Genomic DNA, 24,923 nt, shown 5'->3' with positions numbered 1-24,923 from the left:
CGCCTTTGACTTATTCTATTTTAGATAAGATTAGCTAAGCGGCTTGAATTATTAAAGTTTTTTTAACTAATTAAGTACAAAAGTGCGTCTAAACCATGATTATTAATCGCAACATCTGCTTTTTGTTGAACTATAGGTTTAGCTTCAAACGCAATACCGAGCGCCGCTGCGGCCATCATAGTTAAGTCATTGGCACCATCACCCATAGCAATTGTTTGTTGATGTGGGATAGAAAATTGTTCAGCCAACAACAATAAAGTTTCAGCTTTGACTTGTGCATCGACAATTCGGCCTTCAACCTCACCTAATAAAACACCATCTGCTATTTTGAGCGTATTGGCAACTGCCGCATCTAAACCTAAATCATTTTTAAGTTTATCGGCAAAATAGGTGAAACCACCTGAAGCAATTGCAACTTTCCAATCATTTTGTTTTAACACCTTAATTAAACGCAATAAGCCATGCATCAGTGGTAAGTTATTCGCTACTGTATCTAATACTTCTACCGGACAATTTTTTAACGTCGCAACACGACCACGTAAACTTTCGGCAAAATCGAGTTTGCCCTGCATCGCTAGCTCGGTTACTTTCGCAACTTCCTCACCGACACCCGCTAACTTTGCAATTTCGTCAATGCATTCAATTTTTATTGTGGTTGAGTCCATATCCATCAACACTAAACCTGGTTGTTGGATTTGTGGGCGTACCGCTGCTGACCAAATTTCGATGTTAGTTTGTGTAGCCAATTCGACCAGTTGATTCGTCTGTTCGTCGCTAAGAGCAGCCGTTAAAGGCCATGCTAAACCTATACCTTGCTCGCTATCCCGCAACGAAATAACCCGCAGTGCATCAGAAACTGTCTGGTCAGAAATTATCTGACTAATAGTTGTTACTTGTTGCGCGCTTATCTCATTGGCAAAAGCGATTAACTCTGCTTTATTTTGGTGACCTGCGTAATCTTGTACCTGATATTGATCTAGTGCGTTTTTGTTAATAAGCACTTGTTGGTTGGCAGCTATGTTTAATGATTCGATCAAAGCTTGATTTAACACTATGTTTGCAGCAGGCACTGCAAAAGTTTGAAAGTTTTCCACGCTTATACTCTATTTAAAAATTTTATCGCTAATTGTACTGAATATTCGGTTGGATTCATATAACCTATGGCTATATACAGAAACTAGTTAACGAGTGATATTTGGTGTCTAGAGATTATGCGGTAGAAACTACCAGCCCCAAACGCTGGGTGGCACGTAAATTTATTCAAGCTATTCTAGGTGCTGCGTTGATTGTTATTGCTTCGGCTGTGTGGGTGCAACACCAGCTAGAACAAAGAGCGCATATGCGCGAAATTCATTATCAAACAGGCTATGCATTGGCGACTACCTTTGTAGCCCAACTTGATTTAGATAATTTAGCCGACAGTGCCAATCAAATTTTAAATTTTACACAAAAACCAGCCTGGCTACACAATATTAGTGTGCACGACATGCAAGGGCGTGTAATATTTGATCAGTCCAACGATGATATTTTAATGCAATCTGGTGTATTAGACGTTGATGGTATTAAGCTTATTCCAATTGTGATAGAGCTCAAACAACAACACAAGATCCTTGGTTACTTACGTGCTTCAATTAATTTAAGCCAGATGCAGCAAGCGCATGATCAGATTGTTTTATCAAATAGTTCAAATAGCCGTTTAGTATTCTTTTTGATTGCGGCGGCGGGGTTGTTTGTAAGCCGAACCTTTTATAAAAGTGCGATGCAGAAAAGTGATTAAACAATTTAAAACTTCAACTGACTTATTGTCTGAAGCTCCGTCTAAATATCCTCTATTGAATATACCATGCATTTGTCGCCTTCAATCTTAAACTGCAGGTTCCAATAAACCAATTTAACCCCATACATTTTGTTATCAGCTTTACCTTGTTTATAGACTGGTCGAGGATCTTGAGCTAAAACTTGGATGACAAACTGTTTAAAATTGCTATATTTCTGTTCACAGATGACTAGTTTGTCGGTTAATGCTTCGGCAAACTCTACGTTCATCTTACTTACTGGTGCTTCTGCAGCAAAGGCACTAGTAGCTTGTGAGATAACATCCGCATAAGGTACATAAGGCTTAATATCGACAATAGGCGTGCCGTCAACTAGGTCTAGTCCTTCAATATGTAAGCGTACTTTGCCGTTTTTAAGTTTTTCGACTTTATCAAAAGCAACACAAGATAAACCAATTGGATTGGGCCTAAAGGTAGAACGTGTTGCTAATACCCCCATTTTTTTATTACCGCCTAAACGCTGTGGACGTACTTTTGCTTTCCAACCTTGCTCGGCTGTTTGATGAAAAATAAACACCAACCATAAATGGCTATACGCCTCAATACCACAGAGCATATCTATATCACTGAAATCGGGTAAAAACTCTATGTAACCTTTAGCGTGCTGAACTAAGTTAGGTTGACGGGGAATCGAAAACTTTTCTTTATAAGGAGAAGAGACATGACCAATGATTTGCATTGGCCATGTTGTAGCGCTATTGGGCTGCATCTTGTTTTATGCGTAGCGCATAAACTTTGCCTTCACGCGTTTGTATGTATGCGATGTCATCAACAATCTCAGCTTGTGCTAATAACGCTTGTGAGCTAAGTTGTGTTGAATATTTTATCTCACCGGAATTAACATCCAATAAATAAACATACCCTTCGAAATCACCAACAATCACATATCCATCTAACACAGCTGCGGCTGTAACACGACGATTTCTAAGTTTAGTGTTGGCCCATTTTTCTACACCGTTGCGACTATCAATTGCGTAAATTACACTGTGATCATCACTGATAATCAGTGAACCAGCATCTAAATACATATTTTGATAACCACGATATTCACGCTTCCAGGCTAAACGCGCATTTCGAATATCTACCATGCTTAAAGAGCCACCAGCAGACAGCGCGTATAGGTTAAACCCAGAAATAATTGGAGTTGCGTCAATATCTACAATACGCGCAAGTTCGGTTGCCCCTTGAGCTTTAGCAATAGGTAAATCCCATGCTAACTGACCGTTTTTGGCATTGTAAGTAATGATTTTTCCGCCGGCACTACCAACAAAAACACCGCCTTGGGTGTATGCTGGAGATGAAACGCCGCGCAAGGTTAACGAAGGGACATCTGAAATAGAGGTCCACAGCACCTCTCCATCTTGAGCATCAATTGCCGCAGTTTTGCCTGAGCCTAGATTAACTATAACTTTACCATCTTCAGCTATAGCAGGAGCTAACACCTCACCTTCAACTTCGGCACGCCATTTTTCTTCGCCCGTTTTTTCATCAAGCGCAATAATTTGGCCGTTTTCTGTGCCTACGTATAAATGTTCATACGAGGCGACCATGCCAGAAATTCGAACTGCAGGTGTAGAATTAATACCAAACCAGTTTAACCAACTACCGTCAGGTTTACGCACATCAATTTGCCAAACTTCATCACCGCTTTTGGCATCAAAAGCAACAACTTCCCCTCGGCGGTCTGCAACAAATAATTTTCCGTAACCTGATGCTGGTTTTAATCTGGAGTAATAACCTTCAACACCATCGCCGACACTATTATTCCAAACCTTTTTAACTGAAATCTGATTATTAATTTCAGGGCGTGGTGCTGGTTGAGTATCTGGGTTTTCGTCGTTAGAAGCGCAACCCGCCAATAAGGACATTAGCACTACGGCCTTAGCTAAGGCTTTAGTATTGATCATTACAATGCAACCGTACCATTATCAGTAGCTAAATTATCCAACTTCATTTTAAGGCCAGGATTACCGGTTAAACCATCATTATCCGCAGCAAGTTGATATTGCTCACGCGCTTGTTCGATACGACCCGCTTGGAAATCAATATCGCCTTTTAGCTCAGCAAATTGTGCGGTGAAAGCTTCAGTTTTTGAGGCTGTTAACGCTTTATACGCTTGTTCAGATTGACCTAAAGCAACCTGTACACGCGCTAAACGCAAAGTTGCTAAATCAACAACAGCTTGATCTTTACTATTAGCAACAACCCACTTAAGTTGCTCTGCTGCTTTTTCAAATTGCTTTTCTTCAACAAAAGATTTAGCCAATTTAAATGCAGCCAATACAGCAAAACCAGAATCACCATTTTCTTTAATAAAAGATTCAGCTTCAGCTTTAACTAAAGTATTGTCTTGTTCAATTTTGGCAAACTTTTGCGACATAGCTTCTTGGTCTGCGATTGTTTTATCTTGATACCAGTTGTAACCATAGATACCCACTAAGCCAGCAACAAAACCACCAATAAGCGCATTAGCATATTTTGATAAAAACTTTTTAATCGCTTCTTCTTGTTGTTCTTCAGTTGAATAAATATCCATTAATAACCTCTTATAGCGCTTTATTTAAATAATCGACAAGCTGCGCTTGTTCTATTGTTGTTTGTTCTTCACTGCTGCGAAGTGGTTTGATTGTCACTTTATTTTCGATAATTTCTTGTTCACCGAATACAAGTGCGACATCAGCCCCACTTTTATCCGCTTTTTTAAACTGTTTCTTAAAGTTGCCACCGCCACAGTTTAATTGAATTCTGGTATCTGGCAAGCTATCACGTAACTGCTCAATTACAGCTGGTGCTTGCAATTCAGCTTGTTCTCCTAACATAACCACAAATACATCAACAGCTTTGCGTACATCTTTGTCTAAACCTAAAGTTTCAAGCATTAACACTAAACGCTCTAACCCCATAGCAAAACCAACGGCTGGTGTTGCTTTGCCACCAAGCTGCTCAACTAAACCATCGTAACGGCCACCCGCACACACAGTACCTTGCGCACCTAAACTATCCGTTACCCACTCAAATACAGTGTGATTGTAATAATCTAGGCCACGAACCAGTCTAGGATTGATAGTGTATTCGATACCGAATGCGTCTAAACGGGCACATAAACCTTTAAAGTGTGCTTTAGATTCTTCACCAAAATAATCATTTAACACAGGTGCATCTTTTAGTACTGCCTGAATTTCTTGATTTTTAGTGTCTAACACACGCAATGGGTTGGTTACCATGCGGCGTTTGCAATCTTCATCCAAAATTGATTCATGTTGTTGCAAAAAGTTCACTAACGCATCGCGATAATTTGCTCTTTCTTCGTTAGAACCTAAAGAATTGAGCTCAAGTTTCACTTTGTCAGCAAGGCCAAACTCACGCCAAAAACGTGCTGTCATAGCAATCACTTCAGCATCAATATCAGGTCCGTTCATACCAAAGGTTTCAACACCAAATTGGTGAAATTGGCGATAACGACCTTTTTGTGGACGTTCATGGCGGAACATAGGCCCCATATACCATAAGCGCTGAATTTGGTTGTACAATAAACCATGTTCGTTACCAGCTCTAACACAGCTAGCTGTACCTTCAGGACGTAAAGTTAAACTGTCGCCATTTCTGTCTTCAAAAGTGTACATTTCTTTTTCAACTATGTCTGTCACTTCACCAATTGAGCGTTTGAATAACTCTGTCATTTCAACAATCGGCATACGAATTTCGCTATAACCATAACGGCTAACAACATTACGTAAGACATTTTCTACTTTCTGCCAAACTGGTGTTTGCTCCGGCAAACAATCGTTCATACCTCGAATGGCTTGGATATTTTTTGACACTATGAAATCCTGTGATAAATCGTTTTAATCGCGGCTTGTGTTAGCCAAACCGCGAATTATAGAAAAGTTAACGGCAAAGGTACAAGTGGTTATTCAACTGAATGAATTTCAATACGTTTGCTATCGTCTAATTTATTAGCTTTTGCCCGAATGTGTTTTTCTAAGGTATCAACAATATTGCTATTGTCGATACGCTCTTTTTGTCGTTCGCCGTCTAAATAAAAACCACTTTTATTTTGTGCACCAGCCAAACCAACGTGAGAAACCAGCGCCTCACCAGGGCCATTTACCACACAACCGATTACAGAAACTGTCATAGGAGTGGTGATGTCTTCTAGGCGCTCTTCTAGCGCATTAACCGTAGAAATTACATCAAATTCTTGACGAGAACAGCTTGGGCAAGCAATAAAGTTGATACCGCGCGAGCGAATACGAAGTGATTTTAAGATATCAAAACCAACTTTAACTTCTTCTACTGGATCTGCTGCTAACGAAATACGCAAAGTGTCACCTATGCCTTCGTTTAACAATATACCTAGGCCAATTGAAGATTTAACCGCACCTGTACGTGCACCACCCGCTTCTGTGATACCTAGATGTAATGGGTTGTCGATTTGTTTTGATAATAAACGATATGAATCAACCGCTAAAAATACATCAGATGCTTTAACACTGACTTTAAATTGGTCAAAGTTAAGCCTATCTAAAATATCTACGTGGCGCATTGCTGATTCTAATAAAGCTTCTGCTGTTGGTTCTTTGTATTTTTCTTGAATGTCTTTTTCGAGTGAACCACCGTTTACACCAATGCGAATTGGAATATTTTTGTCGCGCGCACAATCAACCACAGCACGAATACGTTGTTCATTACCAATATTCCCTGGATTGATACGCAAACAATCAACGCCGTATTCAGCTACTTTTAATGCGATGCGATAATCAAAATGAATATCTGCAACAATCGGAATATCAACTCGCTGTTTGATTAATTTAAATGCTTCTGCTGCATCCATAGTTGGTACAGATACACGAACTAAATCTGCACCTGCATCCTGAATGCGTTTGATTTGCGCAACAGTTGCATCAACATCCGTGGTTAAGGTATTCGTCATAGTTTGCACAGCTATTGGTGCATCACCACCAATTGGCACTTTACCAACCCAGATTTTTTTAGTTTGTTTGCGTTTTATCGGTGTTTCACTAAACATAATTATTCAAGCCCTAACGGTAAACTAAAACGAGCTACCATGCCTTTTTTAAATTGATTCATGTCGATAGATTCGTCTTCGAATACTATATCAACTACTTCTGGCGCACCTAAGGTAATTTCATATGGTGGTGCGGCATTTAAATAAATAATACGCCCTTGCTCTTTCACCCCATAAGCTACTCTTTCGCCATTTGAGTCAACAACATTTATCCAGCAGTCGCCAGTAAAAGTCATTTGCAAATTATGAACTTCTGCTTCAGTTAATAGGTTTTCTTCAACGGCAGGTGCGGCTTCAACAATGGATTCATTCAAATCTGAATCACCTTGATTTAAATCTTCGGCGGCCGGCTCTGCCAATATAGCAGGCTCTGCGACAACTTCGGCTTGCGCTTGAATCGGCCCTTGTTGCTCACTAATTGTTGTTGGCAAGGTTTGATTCGCAGCTGAAGAAGTAGGTAAGATACCAGCAGAATCATCAACAACAGCTTCACGTTGTACCCACCAAACCACAATAAGTGCAACTAACACCAAAATAATGCCGTAAGTCACTAGCATTAAGCGACTATCATGGGCTTGTTGACTGGTTTTTTTCGAAAAGCTTTTTAACTTGTTTTCTGGTTTATATTCAACTGGCTGCTGTTGGTAATACAAAGCAATTATTTGGTTTTCATCAAGTGACAATAACTTGGCGTAGGCACGCAAATAACCTTTGATATAAGTTGGTACAGGGATCAAAGTAAAGTCGTCGTTTTCGATACCTTGAATAACCGTCACTTTAAGATTTAAGCTGCCTGCGACATCCTGCTCCGACAAACCTAGTTTAATTCGAGCTGCTTGCAATACAATTCCAACCGTTTCAGTTGGTTGTGGCTCTGCACTCTCTTGTTGTTCTGTCAATTCTGTCATTGAGTCAACGCTTGCCTTAATTGTTGAGTTTCGGAACTTTGTGGGAAATCGACAAATAGACGCCGGGCATACACGCTGGCTGCACGCTTGTCACCCACCTGTTCGGCCAGTTGATAGGCACTATAGATAACACTCGGATTGTTTTGTTGGACTAAATCTAACCGCTGGACATAACGATATGCTTTAGCAATATCACCACTATTTTTGTGTAGTTCAACCAAAGTAGTGAGAGATTTTACCAGTTTAGCATTGTAACCAAGCGCGCTGGTTAAATACTTTTCAACTTGTCCATAGTATTCTGCTTGACCTGAATCATACAAACATAAACCCAAATTCTCGTATGTTTGGGCAACGCGAATATAGCTGTCAATTTCAACCGCTTGTAAAAAATAATCTTTTGCTAGCGCATAATGCCCTTGCTGGCATAAAAAGGCACCATAATTATTTAATGCATCGCCATTTTTTTTGTTCAACGAAATTACTTTTTTGTATGCTGCATCAGCTTTATCTATCTCACCAACAGTTTGATAATAATAAGCCAATGAATAATGAGCTTCAGGTAGTTTAGGCGCAAACTCTAACGCCTTGTCTAAATTATATTTTGCTTGAGCTGCATTACCTTTTTGCAAATAGGTTAAACCTAAAGCAATTCGGTTTTTCGCAGCTTCCACTGGCGTTGATTGTTTTTCAACAACAGGCTTATCACTACCAACATAAGTCTTTTGACTTACACAAGCAGCTAATATGAATGAAATTGTGATAGCCGCTAATGGATTAAACAATCTTAACATTCAAGTTTTCGCCTTTTTCCCTTTTTTTCAGCATACGTTTGGTACGGTCAACAACATCACCAACCAACTGGCCACAAGCTGCATCTATGTCATCACCACGCGTGCGACGTACAACGGTAGTAAAACCATATTCTGTTAGTACTTTTGCAAATCTGTCAATACGAGAGTTACTAGAGCGTCCATACGGGCTACCAGGGAAAGGGTTAAATGGAATTAGGTTTATTTTTGACGGTGTACCTTTTAAGGTTTTGGCCAACTCGTGCGCTTGATCCATACTGTCATTGATGTGATCTAACATCACGTATTCAACCGTTACTTTTTCGTTGGCTTTAGAGCCATCGATATAACGACGTGATGCAGCTAAAAAGGTTTCGATATTGTACTTTTTATTGATAGGTACAATTTCATCTCTCAGTTGGTCATTAGGCGCATGTAATGAGATAGCCAAAGCCACATCAACTTTTTCTTTTAATTTATCCAGCGCAGGGACAACACCAGATGTACTAACTGTTACTCGACGTTTAGATAAACCGAATGCTAAATCGTCCATCATTAATTCAAGTGCTGGCACTAAGTTAGTCATATTGAGTAATGGTTCACCCATGCCCATCATAACTATGTTAGTAATAGGTCTTTTGTTGGTTACTTTTACTGGGCCTATATCTTTAGCAACACGCCAAACTTGACCAATAATTTCACTAACAGATAAGTTGCGATTAAAACCTTGCTGCGCAGTTGAACAAAACGTACATTCAAGTGCACAGCCTACTTGGCTAGATACACATAAAGTTGCACGCTCACCATCTGGGATCCAAACGGTTTCAACTTCCTGACCACCACGCAATTTCATTGCGTATTTAATGGTGCCGTCACTACTTTGTTGTTTAACAGCTATTTCAGGCCCTTCAACCACACATAACTCAGATAACTTTGCGCGCAAAGCTTTACTGAAGTTATTCATCTCCTCAAAATTATCCATGCCATAGTGGTAAATCCATTTCATTGCCTGATCTGCACGAAACGACTTTTCGCCCAACGACGCAAAAAACTCACGCATTTGCTGACGCGATAAGTCTAATAGATTTATTTTTGAGGGGGATGCTGACATCTAAAATTACCTATACTTCAATTTGGTTGGCAATTTTACGGCATTCCCTTGCGATTGCAAAGTGTTCTAGCGACTGAATATGGCCAAGTTAGTTGGCCTTCATACAGTTAATAACTATTAACTTCACTATCCGCAAAAAAGTAGGCTATCTCTCGAGAAGCACTTTCTGGACTATCTGAGCCATGAACAGCATTAAAGGTCACATTGTCGCCGCCAAAATCTGCACGCAATGTCCCTCGTAACGCTTGAGCTGGATCGGTTGCGCCGGCAATTTCACGGTATGCGCTGATGGCTGATTCACCTTCTAACACCAGTGTAACTACAGGTGCAGACGTCATAAAATTAATCAGTTTTTCAAAAAACGGCTTGCCGTCATGTTCAGCATAAAAGCCCTGTGCTTGCTCTAAGGTTAATTTAACCATACGCATAGCAACAACTTTTAAACCTGCTTGTTCTAGTCTGTGGATTATTGCGCCAATGTTATGATCAACAACAGCATTTGGTTTGATTATAGAAAGGGTGCGTTCAATAGCCATGTATACGTCCTGATATTGTTTAACACACCCTCATCATAACAACATTGTGATGGGAAAGAACAGTTATATAACTGTATTTTTTAGCAATTTTATCCTAGTTTGCGCCAAATCAATGATTTTCGCTGACCATGTTAATGGTATATTTAGGAATTTCGATCACTAGATCCTCATTGTTAACACAAGCTTGACATCCTAAGCGAGATTCAGGCTCTAAGCCCCAAGCTTTGTCTAACATATCATCTTCTAGTTCATCACTTTCTGCTAACGAATCAAACCCCTCACGAACTATTACATGGCAAGTTGTGCAAGCACATGATTTTTCACAAGCATGCTCGATATCAATGCCAGATCTTAAAGCCGCATCTAACACTGATTCGCCGTTTTCGCTTTCAACAACCGCACCATCTGGACATAACTCGTCGTGGGGTAAAAATATAATTTGTGGCATGATTAAATCTCGTCTACTTTATGGCCTTGTAGTGCTTTACGAATTGACTGGTCCATTCGTGCTGCAGCAAAATCTTGGCTGTTATTGTCTATTAATTCAATTTGTTGTTTTATCGCATCAACATCTGAGCCTTGGCACAACTCAGCTAGCTTAGCTAAATCGCCTGTTAAGCTGTTGTACTCTTCTTCGCTCAATAAATGTTTGTCTTGAGTAATCGCATTACCTAAAGATTCAAGCATTCGCTGAGCTTCAACAACTTGTTCAGCTAATTGGCGTGCTTTTACATCATCTTTGGCGTTTGCAACCGATGCTTGCAACATTTGTAATATTTCATTCTCTTCCAAGCCATAACTTGGTTTGACCTGAATGCTTGATTGCACACCAGTTGATTTTTCCATCGCAGTAACAGAAAGCAGACCATCAGCATCAACTTGAAAGCTCACACGTATATGAGCAGCACCTGCCGCCATAGGAGGAATGCCGTGTAATTCAAATTTAGCCAGTGAACGGCAATCTTTTACCAGTTCACGTTCACCTTGGACTACATGCACAGCCATAGCCGTCTGACCGTCTTTAAACGTAGTAAATTCTTGGGCTTTAGCAACAGGAATTGTAGTATTACGCGGAATTATTTTTTCACATAAACCGCCCATAGTTTCTAAACCGAGCGATAACGGAATAACATCCAGCAACACCATATCTGAGTCTGGTTTATTACCAACTAAAATATCCGCTTGTAAACTTGCACCAATTGCCACCACTTGATCTGGGTCAATTGAACTTAATGGCTCTTTAGCAAAATAATCTGCCACACGGCTACGAACCAATGGCACACGTGTTGAACCACCAACAAGTATAACGTCTTTAATATCTTCCGCTTTTAAACCTGCATCTTTTAACGCCCGGCGACATGCAATCAATGTGCGTTTAACTAAAGGTTCAACTAAAGATTCAAACTCTGCTTTAGTTAGGCTTAATTGGATTTGTGATTGATCATCTAGTTTTATAGAATAATCGACCGAACTCGCATCAGACAACTGCTCTTTAACTTTTTTAGCTGTCTCTTTAACTACTCGACGCATTCTCGAAGAAAGCTGTGCTGGTAATTTTCCAGAGGCTTTGATCCAATCAACAATCACTTGGTCAAAATCATCACCACCAAGTGCGGAATCACCACCTGTCGATAAAACCTCAAACACGCCTTTTTCAAGTTTTAAAATTGAGATATCAAAGGTACCACCGCCTAAATCATAAACAGCAATTTGCCCTTCTTGTTTAGAATCTAAACCATAAGCAATTGCTGCAGCAGTCGGCTCGTTGAGTAAACGTAGAACTTTTAACCCAGCTAAACGAGCTGCATCCTTAGTACATTGACGCTGCGCATCATCAAAATAAGCGGGAACTGTAATCACAGCACCTTGAATTTCATCGCCAAGACTGTTCTCTGCACGTGTTTTAAGCACAGCTAAAATATCCGCTGAAACTTCGACTGGTGATTTTTTACCGGCTGCTGTTGCGATGCGAGCAAGCTCTTTGGCTTCTCCAACAAATTGGTAAGGTAATTCAGGATAGGTTTTCACCACATCTTCAACCGAACGCCCCATAAAACGCTTGGCAGATATAATGGTGTTTTCAGGATCTGCTTCAGCATTTGCTAAAGCTTCAATGCCTACCTGTACCTGCTCTGCACTATATCGTACGACAGAAGGTAGAATGGTGTTACCCTGTTGGTCAGCAAGTGTTGTTGCTTCGCCACTTCGAACTGTCGCTACCAATGAATTGGTTGTACCCAAATCAATACCAACAGCCAATCTTCGTTGATGCGGAGCTTCTGACTGCCCCGGCTCAGAAATTTGTAATAATGCCATAGTGATAGAAAATTTATTTTGTGGGTTAAATATCGCTAACTTCGTCTTCTAAACGCTCTAACTCAACTTGCAGTTTTTTAATAAACTTTAGTTTACGCACTGCATTTGCCGCTTGCTCATAATGGGCAGACTTCAATTCGCGTCCGATAGTAGCCTCTAACTCTGCTTGCTCTTGCTCTAGCTCTTGTTCAAATTCGATGATGGCATCATACGGATCGGATAGCGCACTAATGTCTTCAAGCTTTTCACGATATTCCATTTGCTGCATTAAAAAGCTAGGGTCTTTTACCGTGGTTGTTTCATGGCTAATATCTAACCCAACTAATTTAAGCAAGTATTCAGCACGACTAACTGTTGATTTAAGAGTGGCGTACGCGTCATTTATTTCGGTTGCTTTTTGCAACGCTAACAACTTCTGCGATTCATTCGCACTCGCATACTGATCAGGATGGAAAGCCCGTTGCAAATCTTTGTAACGGGCTGACAGAGAATTGACGTCTAAGTTAAAGTCTGGCTCGAAGTTAAAAATTTCGAAAAAGTTCATAAGCTCACTTATTCGCCTTTAAACGTGGAAACTTTCTCCGCAACCACATTCGTCTGATACATTTGGATTGTTGAACTTAAAACCTTCGTTCAAACCTTCTTTGGTAAAGTCTAACTCTGTGCCATCTATGTATAATAGAGATTTGGCATCAACAATAACCTTTACACCATATTGGTCGAACACTTGGTCATCTTCGTTCACCTCGTCAACAAATTCGAGTACATAAGCCATACCAGAACAACCAGAAGTTTTTACGCCTAAACGTAAACCTACACCTTTCCCTCTATTATCGAGAAAGTGTTTGACACGAGCTGCTGCTGTTTCTGTAATGGTTACGGCCATATGTATACTCCTATATTCCGCTTACGAACTGTGTTTTGTTTTATAGTCGTCAATTGCCGCTTTAATAGCGTCTTCAGCTAAAATTGAACAGTGAATTTTAACTGGCGGTAAAGCTAACTCTTGCGCTATGTCAGTATTCTTAATTTGCGAAGCTTCATCTAAAGACTTACCTTTAACCCATTCTGTTACCAATGAGCTAGAAGCGATCGCTGAACCACAACCGTAAGTTTTAAACTTAGCGTCTTCGATAATACCTGCATCAGAGATTTTAAGTTGTAACTTCATTACGTCACCACAAGCTGGTGCACCCACCATACCAGTTGCAACATTTGGATCATTTTTATCGAAACCACCCACGTTACGTGGATTTTCATAATGATCTATTACTTTATCACTATAAGCCATAATACTATCCTCACTTCTTAGTGGTGGACCCACTCAACACTATTTAAGTCGACACCATCTTTAAACATCTCCCATAACGGAGACATTTCTCTTAATTTGTCTATTGCATCTTTGATTACACTCACCACGTAATCAATTTCTTCTTCGGTCGTAAAACGACCAATGCTGAAACGAATTGAGCTATGTGCTAACTCATCATTTAGACCTAACGCACGCAATACATACGACGGCTCTAAACTGGCAGATGTACAAGCAGAGCCTGAAGATACAGCCATATCTTTTAATGCCATAATCAAGGATTCGCCTTCAACAAAGTTGAAACTTACATTTAAGTTGCCTGAAACACGCTTTTCTAACGAGCCATTGACATAAACTTCTTCAAGATCGCGCACACCCGCCAATAACTTTTCACGTAATGCTAATAAGCGTTGGTTTTCGCTTGCCATCTCTTCTTTAGCAATACGAAACGCTTCACCCATACCAACAATTTGGTGAGTTGCTAGTGTACCTGAACGGAAACCACGCTCATGGCCACCACCGTGTGTTTGCGCTTCTAAACGAATACGTGGTTTACGACGAACATACAAAGCACCAATGCCTTTAGGGCCATAAATTTTATGCGCAGAGAAAGACATTAAATCAACTTTCAATTGAGTTAAATCAATGTCTACTTTGCCTGCACTTTGCGCTGCATCTACATGAAATACGGTTTTGTTTGCGCGGCATAACTCACCAATGGTTTCAATATCTTGAATCACACCAATTTCGTTATTCACATGCATTACGCTCACTAACACAGTGTCTTCACGCAAGCTCTTTTTGAATAAGTCTAAATCAATTAAACCGTCTTTTTGTACTTCTAAATAAGTAACTTCATAACCTTGACGTTCTAATTCACGGCAAGTATCTAACACAGCTTTGTGCTCGGTTTTAACCGTAATTATGTGCTTACCTTTTTTCTTGTAAAAATTAGCAGCACCTTTAATCGCTAGGTTGTTAGATTCAGTTGCACCAGAAGTAAAGACGATTTCACGAGGATCAGCATTAACTAAGTCTGCGACTTGACCGCGCGCAATATCAACCAACTCTTCTGCTTGCCAGCCGAATCTGTGTGAGCGAGATGCAGGGTTACCAAAATATCCATCCATAGTTAGGCATTGCATCATTTTTTCTGCAACACGTGGATCGACCGGTGTAGTCGCTGAATAATCTAGATAAATAGGTAACTTCATTAAAATCTCCGCTTAAAACTTTGTTTACGCGATTACACGCGCGGGTCTACATCTAATTCGTCTAACGAAATTTGACCGAGCGCAAACGCTGAATGTGTGCGCTGTTTTTTATTTTGGCGCTCAGCAACTTGCTTAACCTCTTGTTTATCAACAAGTTCCTGCAAGGTAATTTCGTTTAAAAAGTTGGCGATACGATCACTTAACTCACGCCATAAGCTGTGAGTTAAACATTGAACGCCGCCCTGACAGCCTTCTTTGCCTTGGCAACGGGTTGCATCAACTGATTCATCAACTGCAACGATAATTTGGCCAATTGAAATGTCATCTAGCTCACGTCCTAATAGATACCCACCACCTGGACCTCTAACGCTAGACACAACACCTTGTTTACGCAAACGGGCAAATAATTGTTCAAGATAACTTAGAGAAATATCTTGGCGTTCAGAAATATCTGCCAAAGGAACTGGACCATTTTTAGCATGTAAAGCCACATCTAACATGGCGGTCACAGCATATCGACCTTTAGATGTTAATCGCATATTAATTTTCCATTTCTCTAAGTTGATAGCTGCTATTATCGCTTTTCCGAGTATTTTAGTCAAGTATTTACCCTAGTAAAACACTCAAGTATTAACCCTAATTAGAAATTGATAGTAAGGAAGGTAAAATAGCTTTGCTAACGCAAATTAGGCGCGCAGTATAACTCGGTATCAGATCAGTGCAAGTTTAATTATCTAATTAAACTATATAGGTATTATTTAAGATGGTAATACTTCGGCCCGCAGAGGATTGACATTAGATGAGTGGTTTTTGAGCTCACTTTCATGATGTGCAACAATTACACAATTACGTCCAGTTTGTTTTGCGGCATATAATGCTTCATCAGCGTCGTTAAGTGATTCTTCGAATGAGAGTTTGCACCCAAGTTGCTTGATACCAATTGATAATGTTTTTTCAATCCGCTCATCATTTACCGAAAATGGACTATTTCTGTAGGTATTTAATATCCGGGTCGCTACTTTTTTCGCTGTACCATGGTCTCCTTCGATGACTACCAGAAACTCTTCTCCACCATAACGAAAAGCGAAGTCTTGCTCTCGGATCTGCTCAGATATTATTTTTGCCGCATGCTGAATGAGCTTGTCGCCATGCAAATGCCCATAACTATCGTTAAATGACTTAAATTTATCTAGATCAATCATGACTAATGTTAAGTTTTGTTGCGAAAAATCAACTTCATCTAATTGTTTTTTAAAGCCATCATTTAAAAATCTACGATTATACAATTGGGTCATTGGATCTTTATTACTCACAGAAGTTAGAATGACCTTTTGCTCTTGTAATGTTTTTATTTGGCTTTTGTAGCGAATAGACCATTTAAACAAAGCATAAGTTAAAACAATCACACCTAAATTATTTGCTGCGTTTTCAAAGACAAATGAAATGATGAGAGGTTGGATTGATATAAATTCGTCTAACAAGTCGTGCGTATGACCACACAAGAGTAATAACAAACCGACAAAAAACCACTTTGATTCGGAAGTTTCGTAAGATTTTTTAGCCAAGCTTATATTAAAAGCTAACATTCCGAGCAAAAAAATGAGATTAAACACCTCACTAAAAATATCAAAAATATTCTGCTCTGCGCTCAGCACCGGCTGACTAACGGCCACCAAGTGAAATGACCAAAAGATAAGTATTAACGAAAAAGTAATTAAGATGCGAATATTCGCCATTTGAATTTTAGCTACCGAAACAAAACTGCGCTTAGTCTGCCAATATTTTATGACACTTTAATTTCAATATTGTCTTATTTCGGAACTAACAAGCGAACGCCCTGTATAATTGAAATAAGGTCAGTGAATATACAAACACAGACCTTATTTCGAACGTCTGGCTAGATGAGCGCGTAAAAACACGCAAAACTTGGCAAATACAATGAGTTTTTATCTAAGTCTGCTGTATGTAAACATTGTGGCGTCATATCTGCCTTACAAACAATTTCGCCTAAATCTAAATTAATGTCGCTATTAGCTAAGTTAAAACAACATAAGACTTTCTCAAGGTTACCGTCTGCCGTATTAGCAATACGATAAAATGCCAAAACATCTTTATGCAAATCGATAAACTCTATGTCACCCTTGGTTAATACATGCGACTGTTTGCGCCACGCCATAAATTGACGATAGGTGTTTAACACTGAGTTTTCATCTGATTCTTGTAAATCGACACTGATATCAGCATGAGTTGAATCAACTGGCAACCAAGGTTTGCCATTAGAGAAACCTGCATTAATAGCCTTGTGTTCCCATGGCATAGGCGTTCTACAGCCATCACGCCCTTTAAAGGTCGGCCAGAACTCAACGCCGTATGGGTCTTGTAAATCTTCAAAAGCTACATCAGCTTCAGTTAAACCTAACTCTTCACCTTGATACAAACAAACGCTGCCACGTAATGAACACACCGTAGCAGTGATCATTTTGGCAAAACGTGCTTTTTGTGTCGCGGTTGCATTCGCAATATCACCCCAACGTGTCGCTACACGCTCAACGTCATGGTTGCCAACCGCCCAACATGGCCAGCCATCACCTAATGCATTTTCTAATGTTTCAACTGTGCTGCGAATATAATCAACTGAATAATCTTTGGTTAATAATTCGAAGCTGTAAGTCATGTGTAAACGGTTATCACCTTTAGTGTATTCCGCCATAGTTGCCAACGAATCTTCTGAAGCAACTTCACCTAAAGATACACTGCCAGGATAAGTATCTAACAAAGCGCGTAAACGTTCGATAAAACCGATATTTTCAGGTCTATCATTGTTGTAATAATGATATTGATATGCGTAAGGGTTGTCTTCACTAAAACCTCGCCCTGCTCTTTCGTCTTCAGGTTTTGCAGGGTTATCACGTAATTCTTGATCGTGGAAACAGAAGGTGATCGCATCTAAACGCAGACCATCAACACCTTTTTTCAACCAAAATTCTATATTATCCAAAACAGCTTGTTGAACTTCTGGATTGTGGAAATTTAAATCTGGCTGACTATCTAAAAAGTTATGCAAATAATACTGACGACGGCGTGAATCCCATTGCCACGCAGGTCCGCCAAAAATAGATAACCAGTTGTTTGGTGGTGCACCACAAGGTTTAGGATCTGACCATACATACCAGTCAGCTTTATCATTAGTTTTATTTTGGCGACTTTGTTCAAACCATGCGTGTTGATCAGAAGTATGACTTAACACTTGGTCAATCATGACTTTAATGTCACGAGCATGAGCTTGTTCAATCAGCTGTTCAAAGTCACCTAAATCGCCAAATATAGGGTCGATTGCACGATAATCGCTAATGTCATAACCGAAATCTTTCATAGGTGATTTAAAACAAGGTGAAACCCAAATAGCATCTACCCCTAAACTAGCAATGTAATCTAACTTAGCGTTAATCCCCGGAATATCACCGATACCATCGTGATTACTATCCATAAAACTGCGTGGATAAATTTGATAAATAATGGCACCGCGCCACCAGTCAAGATTAGCTGACATTAAACAACCTCATGATTCAAAAACGTGCCAACACGTCTAATTTCTAAAACAACAGCTACATATTGTATGTTTCTTGATTGTTAAAGAGTAGTTTGAGTGAGCTGAATACGTATGCAAGTATTTTCGTTTTTGTAAAAGAGTTACTACTATTTAGTTGACACTTTTAACAATTCCTAGGTATCTCACAATTATGAAGAAAAAAGCTATTACTCAGGCGATTAAAGTAGCTTTGTCTGCTTCAGCAGTTTTATTAACCTCATGTTCAATGACTGACTCTAGCACACAAACCTCTAGCAAAAATGACAACAGTTACTACGGGACTTTAGAACCCTTTGCTCAAGAGAATGTTTATTTTGTCTTAACTGACAGGTTTGTTGATGGTGATCCAAACAACAATTACCCAGAGCAAGGTGGTGAAGTAAATTACACCTTTAATCGTCCACTAAAAGGCCCAGACGGCAAAGAAGCGAATGTGGGTTATATGGGCGGTGATTTATTAGGCGTCTATCAACAAGCTGATTATATTAAAGATTTAGGCTTTACTTCAGTATGGATCACGCCAATTGTTGATAATCCAGACGAGGCTTTTACCGGTGGTGAAGTCATCGAATTTGGCGGTATGTTTAAAGACGGTGGCAAAACGGGTTACCACGGCTATTGGGGGGTAAACTTCTTTGTTGAAGACGAGCATGTTGTGTCTGACAACTTTAAGTTTAAAGACTACACCAAGGCAATGAAAAACAAAGGCATTAAAACCGTGTTAGACGTAGTGGCTAACCACGGTTCACCTGCTTATACCATGCCAGAAGACCAGCCTAAATACGGCGAACTATATGACAAAAACGGTAAATTAATTGCTGATCATAAAAATAAACATCCGACCGAACTTGATCACAACGATCCGTTAGAACACTTCTATAAACAAAAACCTGATTTAGCTCAGTTATCTGATACCAACTATGATAACCCAGCTGTGCTAGAGTATTTTGTTGAAGCTTATTTACAATGGGTTGATCAAGGTGCTGATGCATTCCGCATAGACACCATTCGCCATATGCCGCACTTCTTCTGGAAGAAATTTGCCGATCGCATTCGTGAAGAGCGCCCTGACTTCTTTATGTTTGGTGAGAGTTTTGTATATGACGCCAACTTTATCGCCCAACATACACTGCCTGAAAACGGCAAAGTTAGTGTGTTAGATTTCCCTGGCCAAGAAGCAATTACCGGCGTGTTTGGTAAACCTAAAGAAGGTGAAAGTGAAAAAGCCTACTCTGATATTTTGAGTTATTTGTATTTAGAGCAAAGCCCATATCACAACCCGTACGACTTAATGACTTTCTACGACAACCATGACATGGCACGTATGAACGCGGATGATAATGGGTTTATCAATGCCAATAACTGGATTTTCACCAGCCGTGGTATTCCAGTTATTTATTACGGTTCAGAAACTGCTTTTATGGCTGGTACTGCAGAACACGGTGGCAACCGCAACTACTATGGCATTGAGCGCGTAAAACAAGCGGCTAATCACCCTGTTGCACAATCAATGAAAAAAATTGCCAATCTGCGTTTAAGCTCTGTCGCTTTACAACGAGGTTTGCAGCTTAATTTAGAATTTGCTCAAGACACTGCGTCTTTCTATCGTATCTACCAGCACGATGGTGTGATAGAAAATGCATTAGTTTTATTGAACAAATCTGATTCTGCTAAAACAGTAACTTTGTCTGATTCTTTACACCAAGGCAGCTACAAAGATGCCTTTAGCGGCGAAGTTATAAATGTAGGCAGTAGCTTAAGCTACTCTGTACCAGCTAACGGTGTGGTTGTGCTAATCAACAATACGCCTATTACGGATGCTGGTATCAAAGCGAAATTAAATAAATTAAAAGCAGTTGTGCCAAGCGCATAACTTAAAATTTGTTTTGCAGGCAAGCACAAACGAAAAAGGTTCAGCTTTATGCTGAACCTTTTAATTTTATAAACTCTATATTTAAACGACTAAGCTAAATCTATAATCTCAACACCGACAATAAAAGTAGTCGAAGTTTCTGGAATACAGCGCAGAACTTTACCTCTTGCAGTTAAAGATGGTATTTGTTCGCTGGCAGAGCTTATACGTACACTAATTTCTTGGCCGACATCAATCGACTCTTGCAGTTCAATTGCTAATCCATTGGCACTTAAATCACGGCATATCGCCGAAAATTCTTGAGGTGTTTCTAGATTATCTACTACCACTATACAGTCGGCATTTACCATCATGCGATAATACGAACGCTGATCATCTATTCCTATCATTCCAACCCTCTCAAACATGGTTTATAAATCCTAAGCAACTTCATGTTAGTTTTTAAAACTGCGAGTGTAAACAACTTTTTAACAAGCTAGACCTGTATGTTTTAGCTAGAGTAACCCATCTTTACTCGCGGAATCGATAAACTGCTGCACACGTTTAGATGATATTGGCATACTGGTTCCTAAGTTTTGTGCAAACAAAGAAATTTTCAATTCCTCTAACATCCAGCGCAATTGCTCTAGCGTATGATTAACCGCTTGTCCTTGCAAATTAGCTTCGAGTTTCGCTGAATAATTTTGTGCTAGTTTGTTTACTTGTTCGCGATTTAATCTATCTCGAACCGGATCTATCGGCAGTTTTTCTAAACGGCGTTGAATGCCTTGTACATAACGGTCGATATCTTTTAGTTTATTTGCACCAAAGCGGGTGACAAAACCTTTAAAGACCAATTGCGACAGATGTGTTTTAATTTCCGCTTGCGCTTGGACTAAGTCAAAGCTGGTTTTGCCTTTTAGTAATTTATTAATCGCATTAACTTTAACTAAAATAGCTTCAACTTGTTTAGTGATTTCCAATACACGTTCGGCAACTTCTCCACGAATATCTTCACGAGCTTGATTATAACTTTGTTCATCACGCGGAATTGAATCTTTGGCTGCTAAAAATTGCTGGATGGCTGCGAAAATGCAATCTTGCAATAAGTCGTCTATTTTTCCAAATGGGTTAAAGTACAAACCTAACTTAGCTTTATTCGGTAATTTCTCCTGCAAATAACTGCGTGGAGACGGTAAGTTTAAATACAATAAACGTGTAACGCCTTGCAGCATATTCCAGTCAGCATCGGTTTGATTATCAAACAGTTTAATTGATACTTCTTGGCTATCATCTACCAATGCTGGATAAGCTTTAATTTCGTAATGTGCTTGTTTTTTAGTATATTCAGCGGTTAATTCACCAAATGACCATTCACGTAGACCTTGCTGCTCTATACCTTCTTCGGCGACCTGAGTTAAGGTGTCTGCCACTTTGCCTTGTAATTTGCGTTTAAGTTCGGCTAAATCTTTACTTAAACCTAATACCGCACCTTTTTCATTAACCACTTTAAAGTTAATGCGTAAATGGCTTGGCACTTGGCTATAATCCCATTGTTCAGGATCTATTCTAGTACCTGTCATGCGCAACAACTGTTTAGCCAATACATTTACAAAAGGCTCATCACTCAGTTGAATCGCTTGCAAACTCGCTGTGGCAAAATCAGGCGCTGGAACAAAGTTCTTGCGGACATTTTTTGGTAAAGATTTTATCAAAGCTACCGCCAGTTCGTGTCGGTAGCCTGCTATACCCCAATCAAAACCTGTATCTTTTAATTGATTCAGCAAAGCAAGTGGCACAAGCAGGTTTACTCCATCAGCATCTTGGCTAGGCTCAAACACATATTCGAGTTTTAATACTAAACCATCTTGATTCCAAGTATCGGGAAAGGCATCTTTGGTGATTGACGCGGCATCATGCTTCATCAAGTCATCTAGGTTAAAGTTAAGTTGCTCAGCATCTGCTTTTTTCGCTTTACTCCACCATTTTTTAAATCTAACTGTATCGAATACATCATCAGGAATTCGGCTGTTGTAAAACTCAAATAAATCTTCTTCGTCGACTAAAATATCGCGGCGGCGCGACTTGGCTTCTAAATCGTGTACTGCATCAAGTAAATTTTGATTGTGCTGTATAAAGGTTTCATTTAGCTGAATTTCACCATTCACCAAAGCTTCACGAATAAAAATAGCTCGACAAGCAGGCGCGTCGATACGGCTATATTGAACTTTGCGCTTATGCACTATGGTTAAGCCATACAGCACCACATTTTCGTACGCAACAACTGAACCGCGTTTTTTCTCCCAATGCGGCTCTGTGTAGTTACGATTAACCAAATGCATGGCATAAGGCTCTATCCATTCAGGTTCTATTTTTGCAACTTCACGCGCAAATAAACGGCTGGTTTCGACTAATTCTGCCGCCATCAACCATTTGGTTTTAGTTTTGGCTAAACCTGAGCCAGGGAAAACAACAAAACGACTGTTGCGAGCACCTAAATAACCTTGCTGGTTATCTTTGTTACCTATATGGCTTAATAATCCAGATAGTATGGCCTGATGAATAGCCGGATATTCAGCGTCTTGTGAATTTAGTTTCCAACCTAGCTCTTTAGTTGATTCTGTTAGTTGGTAAGCTATGTCTTGCCATTCCCGTACACGTAAATAGTTTAAAAATTCTTTTTTACACAGTTTCCTAAATTGATTTTGGCTCAATTCATTTTGTTGCTCTTCAATGTAAAACCATAAATTTAGATAGCTTAAAAAGTCCGAATCTTTGTCTTCAAATCTTTTGTGTTGTTCGTCAGCCGCTTGTTTTTTCTCATTTGGACGTTCACGTGGATCTTGAATGCTGAGTGCTGCAATTATAATAATGGCTTCGCGCAAACAGCTATTGTCGTTAGCAGTTACCACCATTTTGGCTAAACGCGGATCAACTGGAATACGTGAAACTGCCCTACCCAACTGAGTTAAACCCGCTTGCTGTTTATTTTTATGCTGCTCCAGCGCACCAATTTCTTGTAGTAATAAAATACCATCGTTTATGGCACGATTATCTGGTGGCTGAATAAATGGAAAGGATTCTATATCACCTAAACCGAGCGCATGCATTTGTAAAATAACCGAAGCTAAGTTAGTTCGCAGTATTTCAGGATCGGTAAACTCAGGCCTATTATTAAAATCATCTTCGCTGTACAAACGAATACAAATACCAGCAGATACACGACCACAACGACCTGATCTTTGATTAGCACTCGCTTGAGAAATAGGCTCTATTGGCAAACGCTGTACTTTAGTTTTGGTGCTATAGCGGGAAATACGCGCAGTACCAGGATCAATAACGTATTTTATACCTGGCACTGTTAACGAGGTTTCTGCGACATTGGTCGATAATACAATGCGGCGGCCTGCATGTGGCTGAAATATTCTATTTTGCTCCGCAGCAGATAACCTTGCATACAAGGGTAAAATTTCTGTGCTGCGCAGTTTCAGTTTGTTTAAACCATCCGCTGTGTCGCGAATTTCACGCTCACCATTTAAAAAGATGAGTATGTCACCTAAACCTTCTTTAGTTAGTTCACGCACAGCTGCATAAATCGCTTCTAACTGTTCGTTGTCTTCAGCATCTTCGTTGTCTAAATCTTCAATGGGTCGATAACGAATATCTACCGGATAAGTTCTACCTGAAACTTCAAAGACAGGCGCATCATTAAAATGCTGGGCAAATCTATCAACGTCTATGGTTGCTGAAGTTATGATTAGTTTTAAATCAGGGCGACGTGGTAATAATTGTTTCAGGTAACCCAAGATAAAATCGATATTTAAGCTGCGCTCATGTGCTTCATCGATAATGATGGTATCGTACTGATTTAAAAACTTATCTTGTTGAATTTCCGCAAGCAAAATACCGTCTGTCATCAACTTAATATATGAGGTGTTTTTAACTTGTTCGTTAAACCTAACCTTATAACCAACAACATCACCAAGTGGTGATTGCATTTCTTCAGCGATACGAGTCGCAACACTTCTAGCAGCGAGTCGTCGTGGTTGAGTATGGCCGATTAAGCCACGCTCACCACAGCCAGCTTCTAAACACATTTTTGGTAACTGTGTGGTTTTACCAGAGCCAGTTTCACCTGCAATAATCACCACTTGATTATCACGAATGGCCGCAACTATATCATCACGCTTTTGGCTAACAGGTAAATCAGGATACGTTGGAGTTGGTTTGTTATTGATGCGGTTTTGATAAAACTGCCAAGAGCTTTCTACCGACGCCATCCAAGTATCAAAAGCCTTTTGCTTTTTATCATCTTGTTTGATTTTGTCGATACGATAAAGCTTATTTTTTAGCCGAAAGAAATCAGCCGGATAAACCTTTTTTAAAAGTTTAAGCGAATTTTTAACCAACTCTGACAAGAAACATACCCCCGAATA

The 24,923-nt window shown here is 39.7% G+C and carries 23 protein-coding genes; 2 read left to right on the top strand and 21 right to left on the bottom strand.

Annotated elements, in window-relative coordinates; translation table 11 throughout:
* Positions 1–62: 62 nt before the first annotated feature.
* Positions 63–1,094: a phosphoserine phosphatase SerB gene (gene serB, locus WSC_RS0105880; protein WP_016954988.1), complete on the bottom strand. Its 1,032-nt coding sequence runs from the start codon at positions 1,092–1,094 to the stop codon at positions 63–65.
* A gap of 104 nt (positions 1,095–1,198) precedes the next feature.
* Between serB and WSC_RS0105875 the strand changes: the two genes are divergently transcribed.
* Positions 1,199–1,777 (top strand): hypothetical protein, encoded by a 579-nt coding sequence (locus WSC_RS0105875; protein ID WP_016954987.1) that lies wholly within the window; start codon positions 1,199–1,201, stop codon positions 1,775–1,777.
* 41 nt (positions 1,778–1,818) lie between these two features.
* Here WSC_RS0105875 and tsaA read toward each other — a convergent pair whose 3' ends face one another.
* The 18 genes from tsaA to WSC_RS0105785 all read right to left on the bottom strand — a co-directional run bounded on the left by tsaA (position 1,819) and on the right by WSC_RS0105785 (position 18,596).
* Positions 1,819–2,514, bottom strand: a complete 696-nt coding sequence (gene tsaA / locus WSC_RS0105870) for a tRNA (N6-threonylcarbamoyladenosine(37)-N6)-methyltransferase TrmO (protein WP_157447201.1) — start codon at positions 2,512–2,514, stop codon at positions 1,819–1,821.
* Between the two features lie 16 nt (positions 2,515–2,530).
* Positions 2,531–3,742, bottom strand: coding sequence for an outer membrane protein assembly factor BamB (gene bamB, locus WSC_RS0105865; protein WP_016954985.1), 1,212 nt, complete (start codon positions 3,740–3,742; stop codon positions 2,531–2,533).
* The gene (locus WSC_RS0105860) at positions 3,742–4,371 is read right to left on the bottom strand and encodes a YfgM family protein (RefSeq protein ID WP_016954984.1); all 630 of its coding nucleotides are present in this window, start codon (positions 4,369–4,371) and stop codon (positions 3,742–3,744) included. The genes bamB and WSC_RS0105860 overlap by 1 nt, the downstream gene beginning before the upstream one ends.
* Positions 4,372–4,381: 10 nt before the next feature.
* The gene (gene hisS / locus WSC_RS0105855; protein WP_016954983.1) at positions 4,382–5,656 is read right to left on the bottom strand and encodes a histidine--tRNA ligase; all 1,275 of its coding nucleotides are present in this window, start codon (positions 5,654–5,656) and stop codon (positions 4,382–4,384) included.
* Positions 5,657–5,745: 89 nt separating this feature from the next.
* Complete coding sequence (ispG, locus tag WSC_RS0105850) at positions 5,746–6,864, bottom strand: flavodoxin-dependent (E)-4-hydroxy-3-methylbut-2-enyl-diphosphate synthase (RefSeq protein WP_016954982.1); 1,119 nt, start codon at positions 6,862–6,864, stop codon at positions 5,746–5,748.
* A 2-nt stretch (positions 6,865–6,866) separates the two neighbouring features.
* Positions 6,867–7,772 carry a RodZ domain-containing protein gene (locus tag WSC_RS0105845; RefSeq protein WP_016954981.1) on the bottom strand — a complete coding sequence of 302 codons (906 nt, stop codon included), beginning with the start codon at positions 7,770–7,772 and terminating at the stop codon, positions 6,867–6,869.
* Positions 7,769–8,563, bottom strand: coding sequence for a type IV pilus biogenesis/stability protein PilW (gene pilW, locus WSC_RS0105840; RefSeq protein WP_016954980.1), 795 nt, complete (start codon positions 8,561–8,563; stop codon positions 7,769–7,771). Before pilW ends, WSC_RS0105845 begins: the two co-directional genes overlap by 4 nt.
* Positions 8,547–9,671 carry a dual-specificity RNA methyltransferase RlmN gene (gene rlmN, locus WSC_RS0105835; protein ID WP_016954979.1) on the bottom strand — a complete coding sequence of 375 codons (1,125 nt, stop codon included), beginning with the start codon at positions 9,669–9,671 and terminating at the stop codon, positions 8,547–8,549. Before rlmN ends, pilW begins: the two co-directional genes overlap by 17 nt.
* A 107-nt stretch (positions 9,672–9,778) precedes the next feature.
* Positions 9,779–10,207: a nucleoside-diphosphate kinase gene (gene ndk / locus WSC_RS0105830; RefSeq protein WP_016954978.1), complete on the bottom strand. Its 429-nt coding sequence runs from the start codon at positions 10,205–10,207 to the stop codon at positions 9,779–9,781.
* Between the two features lie 109 nt (positions 10,208–10,316).
* The gene (fdx, locus tag WSC_RS0105825) at positions 10,317–10,655 is read right to left on the bottom strand and encodes an ISC system 2Fe-2S type ferredoxin (protein ID WP_016954977.1); all 339 of its coding nucleotides are present in this window, start codon (positions 10,653–10,655) and stop codon (positions 10,317–10,319) included.
* Between the two features lie 2 nt (positions 10,656–10,657).
* On the bottom strand, positions 10,658–12,523 hold the full coding sequence (gene hscA / locus WSC_RS0105820) for a Fe-S protein assembly chaperone HscA (RefSeq protein WP_016954976.1): 1,866 nt from the start codon (positions 12,521–12,523) through the stop codon (positions 10,658–10,660).
* A gap of 25 nt (positions 12,524–12,548) precedes the next feature.
* A complete protein-coding gene (hscB, locus tag WSC_RS0105815) occupies positions 12,549–13,067 on the bottom strand; it encodes a co-chaperone HscB (RefSeq protein WP_016954975.1) in 519 nt (172 codons plus the stop codon).
* An 18-nt stretch (positions 13,068–13,085) separates the two neighbouring features.
* On the bottom strand, positions 13,086–13,409 hold the full coding sequence (gene iscA, locus WSC_RS0105810; protein WP_016954974.1) for an iron-sulfur cluster assembly protein IscA: 324 nt from the start codon (positions 13,407–13,409) through the stop codon (positions 13,086–13,088).
* Positions 13,410–13,430: 21 nt separating this feature from the next.
* On the bottom strand, positions 13,431–13,814 hold the full coding sequence (gene iscU / locus WSC_RS0105805) for a Fe-S cluster assembly scaffold IscU (protein ID WP_016954973.1): 384 nt from the start codon (positions 13,812–13,814) through the stop codon (positions 13,431–13,433).
* Between the two features lie 17 nt (positions 13,815–13,831).
* Complete coding sequence (locus WSC_RS0105800; RefSeq protein ID WP_016954972.1) at positions 13,832–15,046, bottom strand: IscS subfamily cysteine desulfurase; 1,215 nt, start codon at positions 15,044–15,046, stop codon at positions 13,832–13,834.
* A gap of 32 nt (positions 15,047–15,078) precedes the next feature.
* Entirely contained in the window at positions 15,079–15,585 is a 507-nt protein-coding gene (iscR, locus tag WSC_RS0105795) for a Fe-S cluster assembly transcriptional regulator IscR (protein ID WP_016954971.1), read from the bottom strand.
* Between the two features lie 219 nt (positions 15,586–15,804).
* Positions 15,805–16,782, bottom strand: coding sequence for a GGDEF domain-containing protein (locus WSC_RS23960; protein WP_016954970.1), 978 nt, complete (start codon positions 16,780–16,782; stop codon positions 15,805–15,807).
* 161 nt (positions 16,783–16,943) lie between these two features.
* Positions 16,944–18,596 (bottom strand): alpha-amylase family glycosyl hydrolase, encoded by a 1,653-nt coding sequence (locus WSC_RS0105785; protein WP_016954969.1) that lies wholly within the window; start codon positions 18,594–18,596, stop codon positions 16,944–16,946.
* Positions 18,597–18,786: 190 nt separating this feature from the next.
* Between WSC_RS0105785 and WSC_RS0105780 the strand changes: the two genes are divergently transcribed.
* Positions 18,787–20,508 (top strand): alpha-amylase family glycosyl hydrolase, encoded by a 1,722-nt coding sequence (locus WSC_RS0105780; protein WP_016954968.1) that lies wholly within the window; start codon positions 18,787–18,789, stop codon positions 20,506–20,508.
* A gap of 89 nt (positions 20,509–20,597) precedes the next feature.
* Here the strand turns inward: WSC_RS0105780 and WSC_RS0105775 are convergent, their stop codons facing one another.
* Together WSC_RS0105775 and hrpA are read right to left on the bottom strand one after the other, a co-directional pair.
* Complete coding sequence (locus WSC_RS0105775; RefSeq protein ID WP_026016693.1) at positions 20,598–20,897, bottom strand: PilZ domain-containing protein; 300 nt, start codon at positions 20,895–20,897, stop codon at positions 20,598–20,600.
* A 105-nt stretch (positions 20,898–21,002) separates the two neighbouring features.
* Positions 21,003–24,905 carry an ATP-dependent RNA helicase HrpA gene (hrpA, locus tag WSC_RS21950; protein ID WP_016954966.1) on the bottom strand — a complete coding sequence of 1,301 codons (3,903 nt, stop codon included), beginning with the start codon at positions 24,903–24,905 and terminating at the stop codon, positions 21,003–21,005.
* Positions 24,906–24,923: the final 18 nt, after the last annotated feature.

The sequence above is a fragment of the Catenovulum agarivorans YM01 genome, from assembly GCF_000281085.1.
Lineage (GTDB): Bacteria > Pseudomonadota > Gammaproteobacteria > Enterobacterales > Alteromonadaceae > Catenovulum > Catenovulum agarivorans.
The sequence above is the reverse complement of the archived record's forward strand: the minus strand, read 5'-3'. Positions and strand labels throughout refer to the sequence as shown.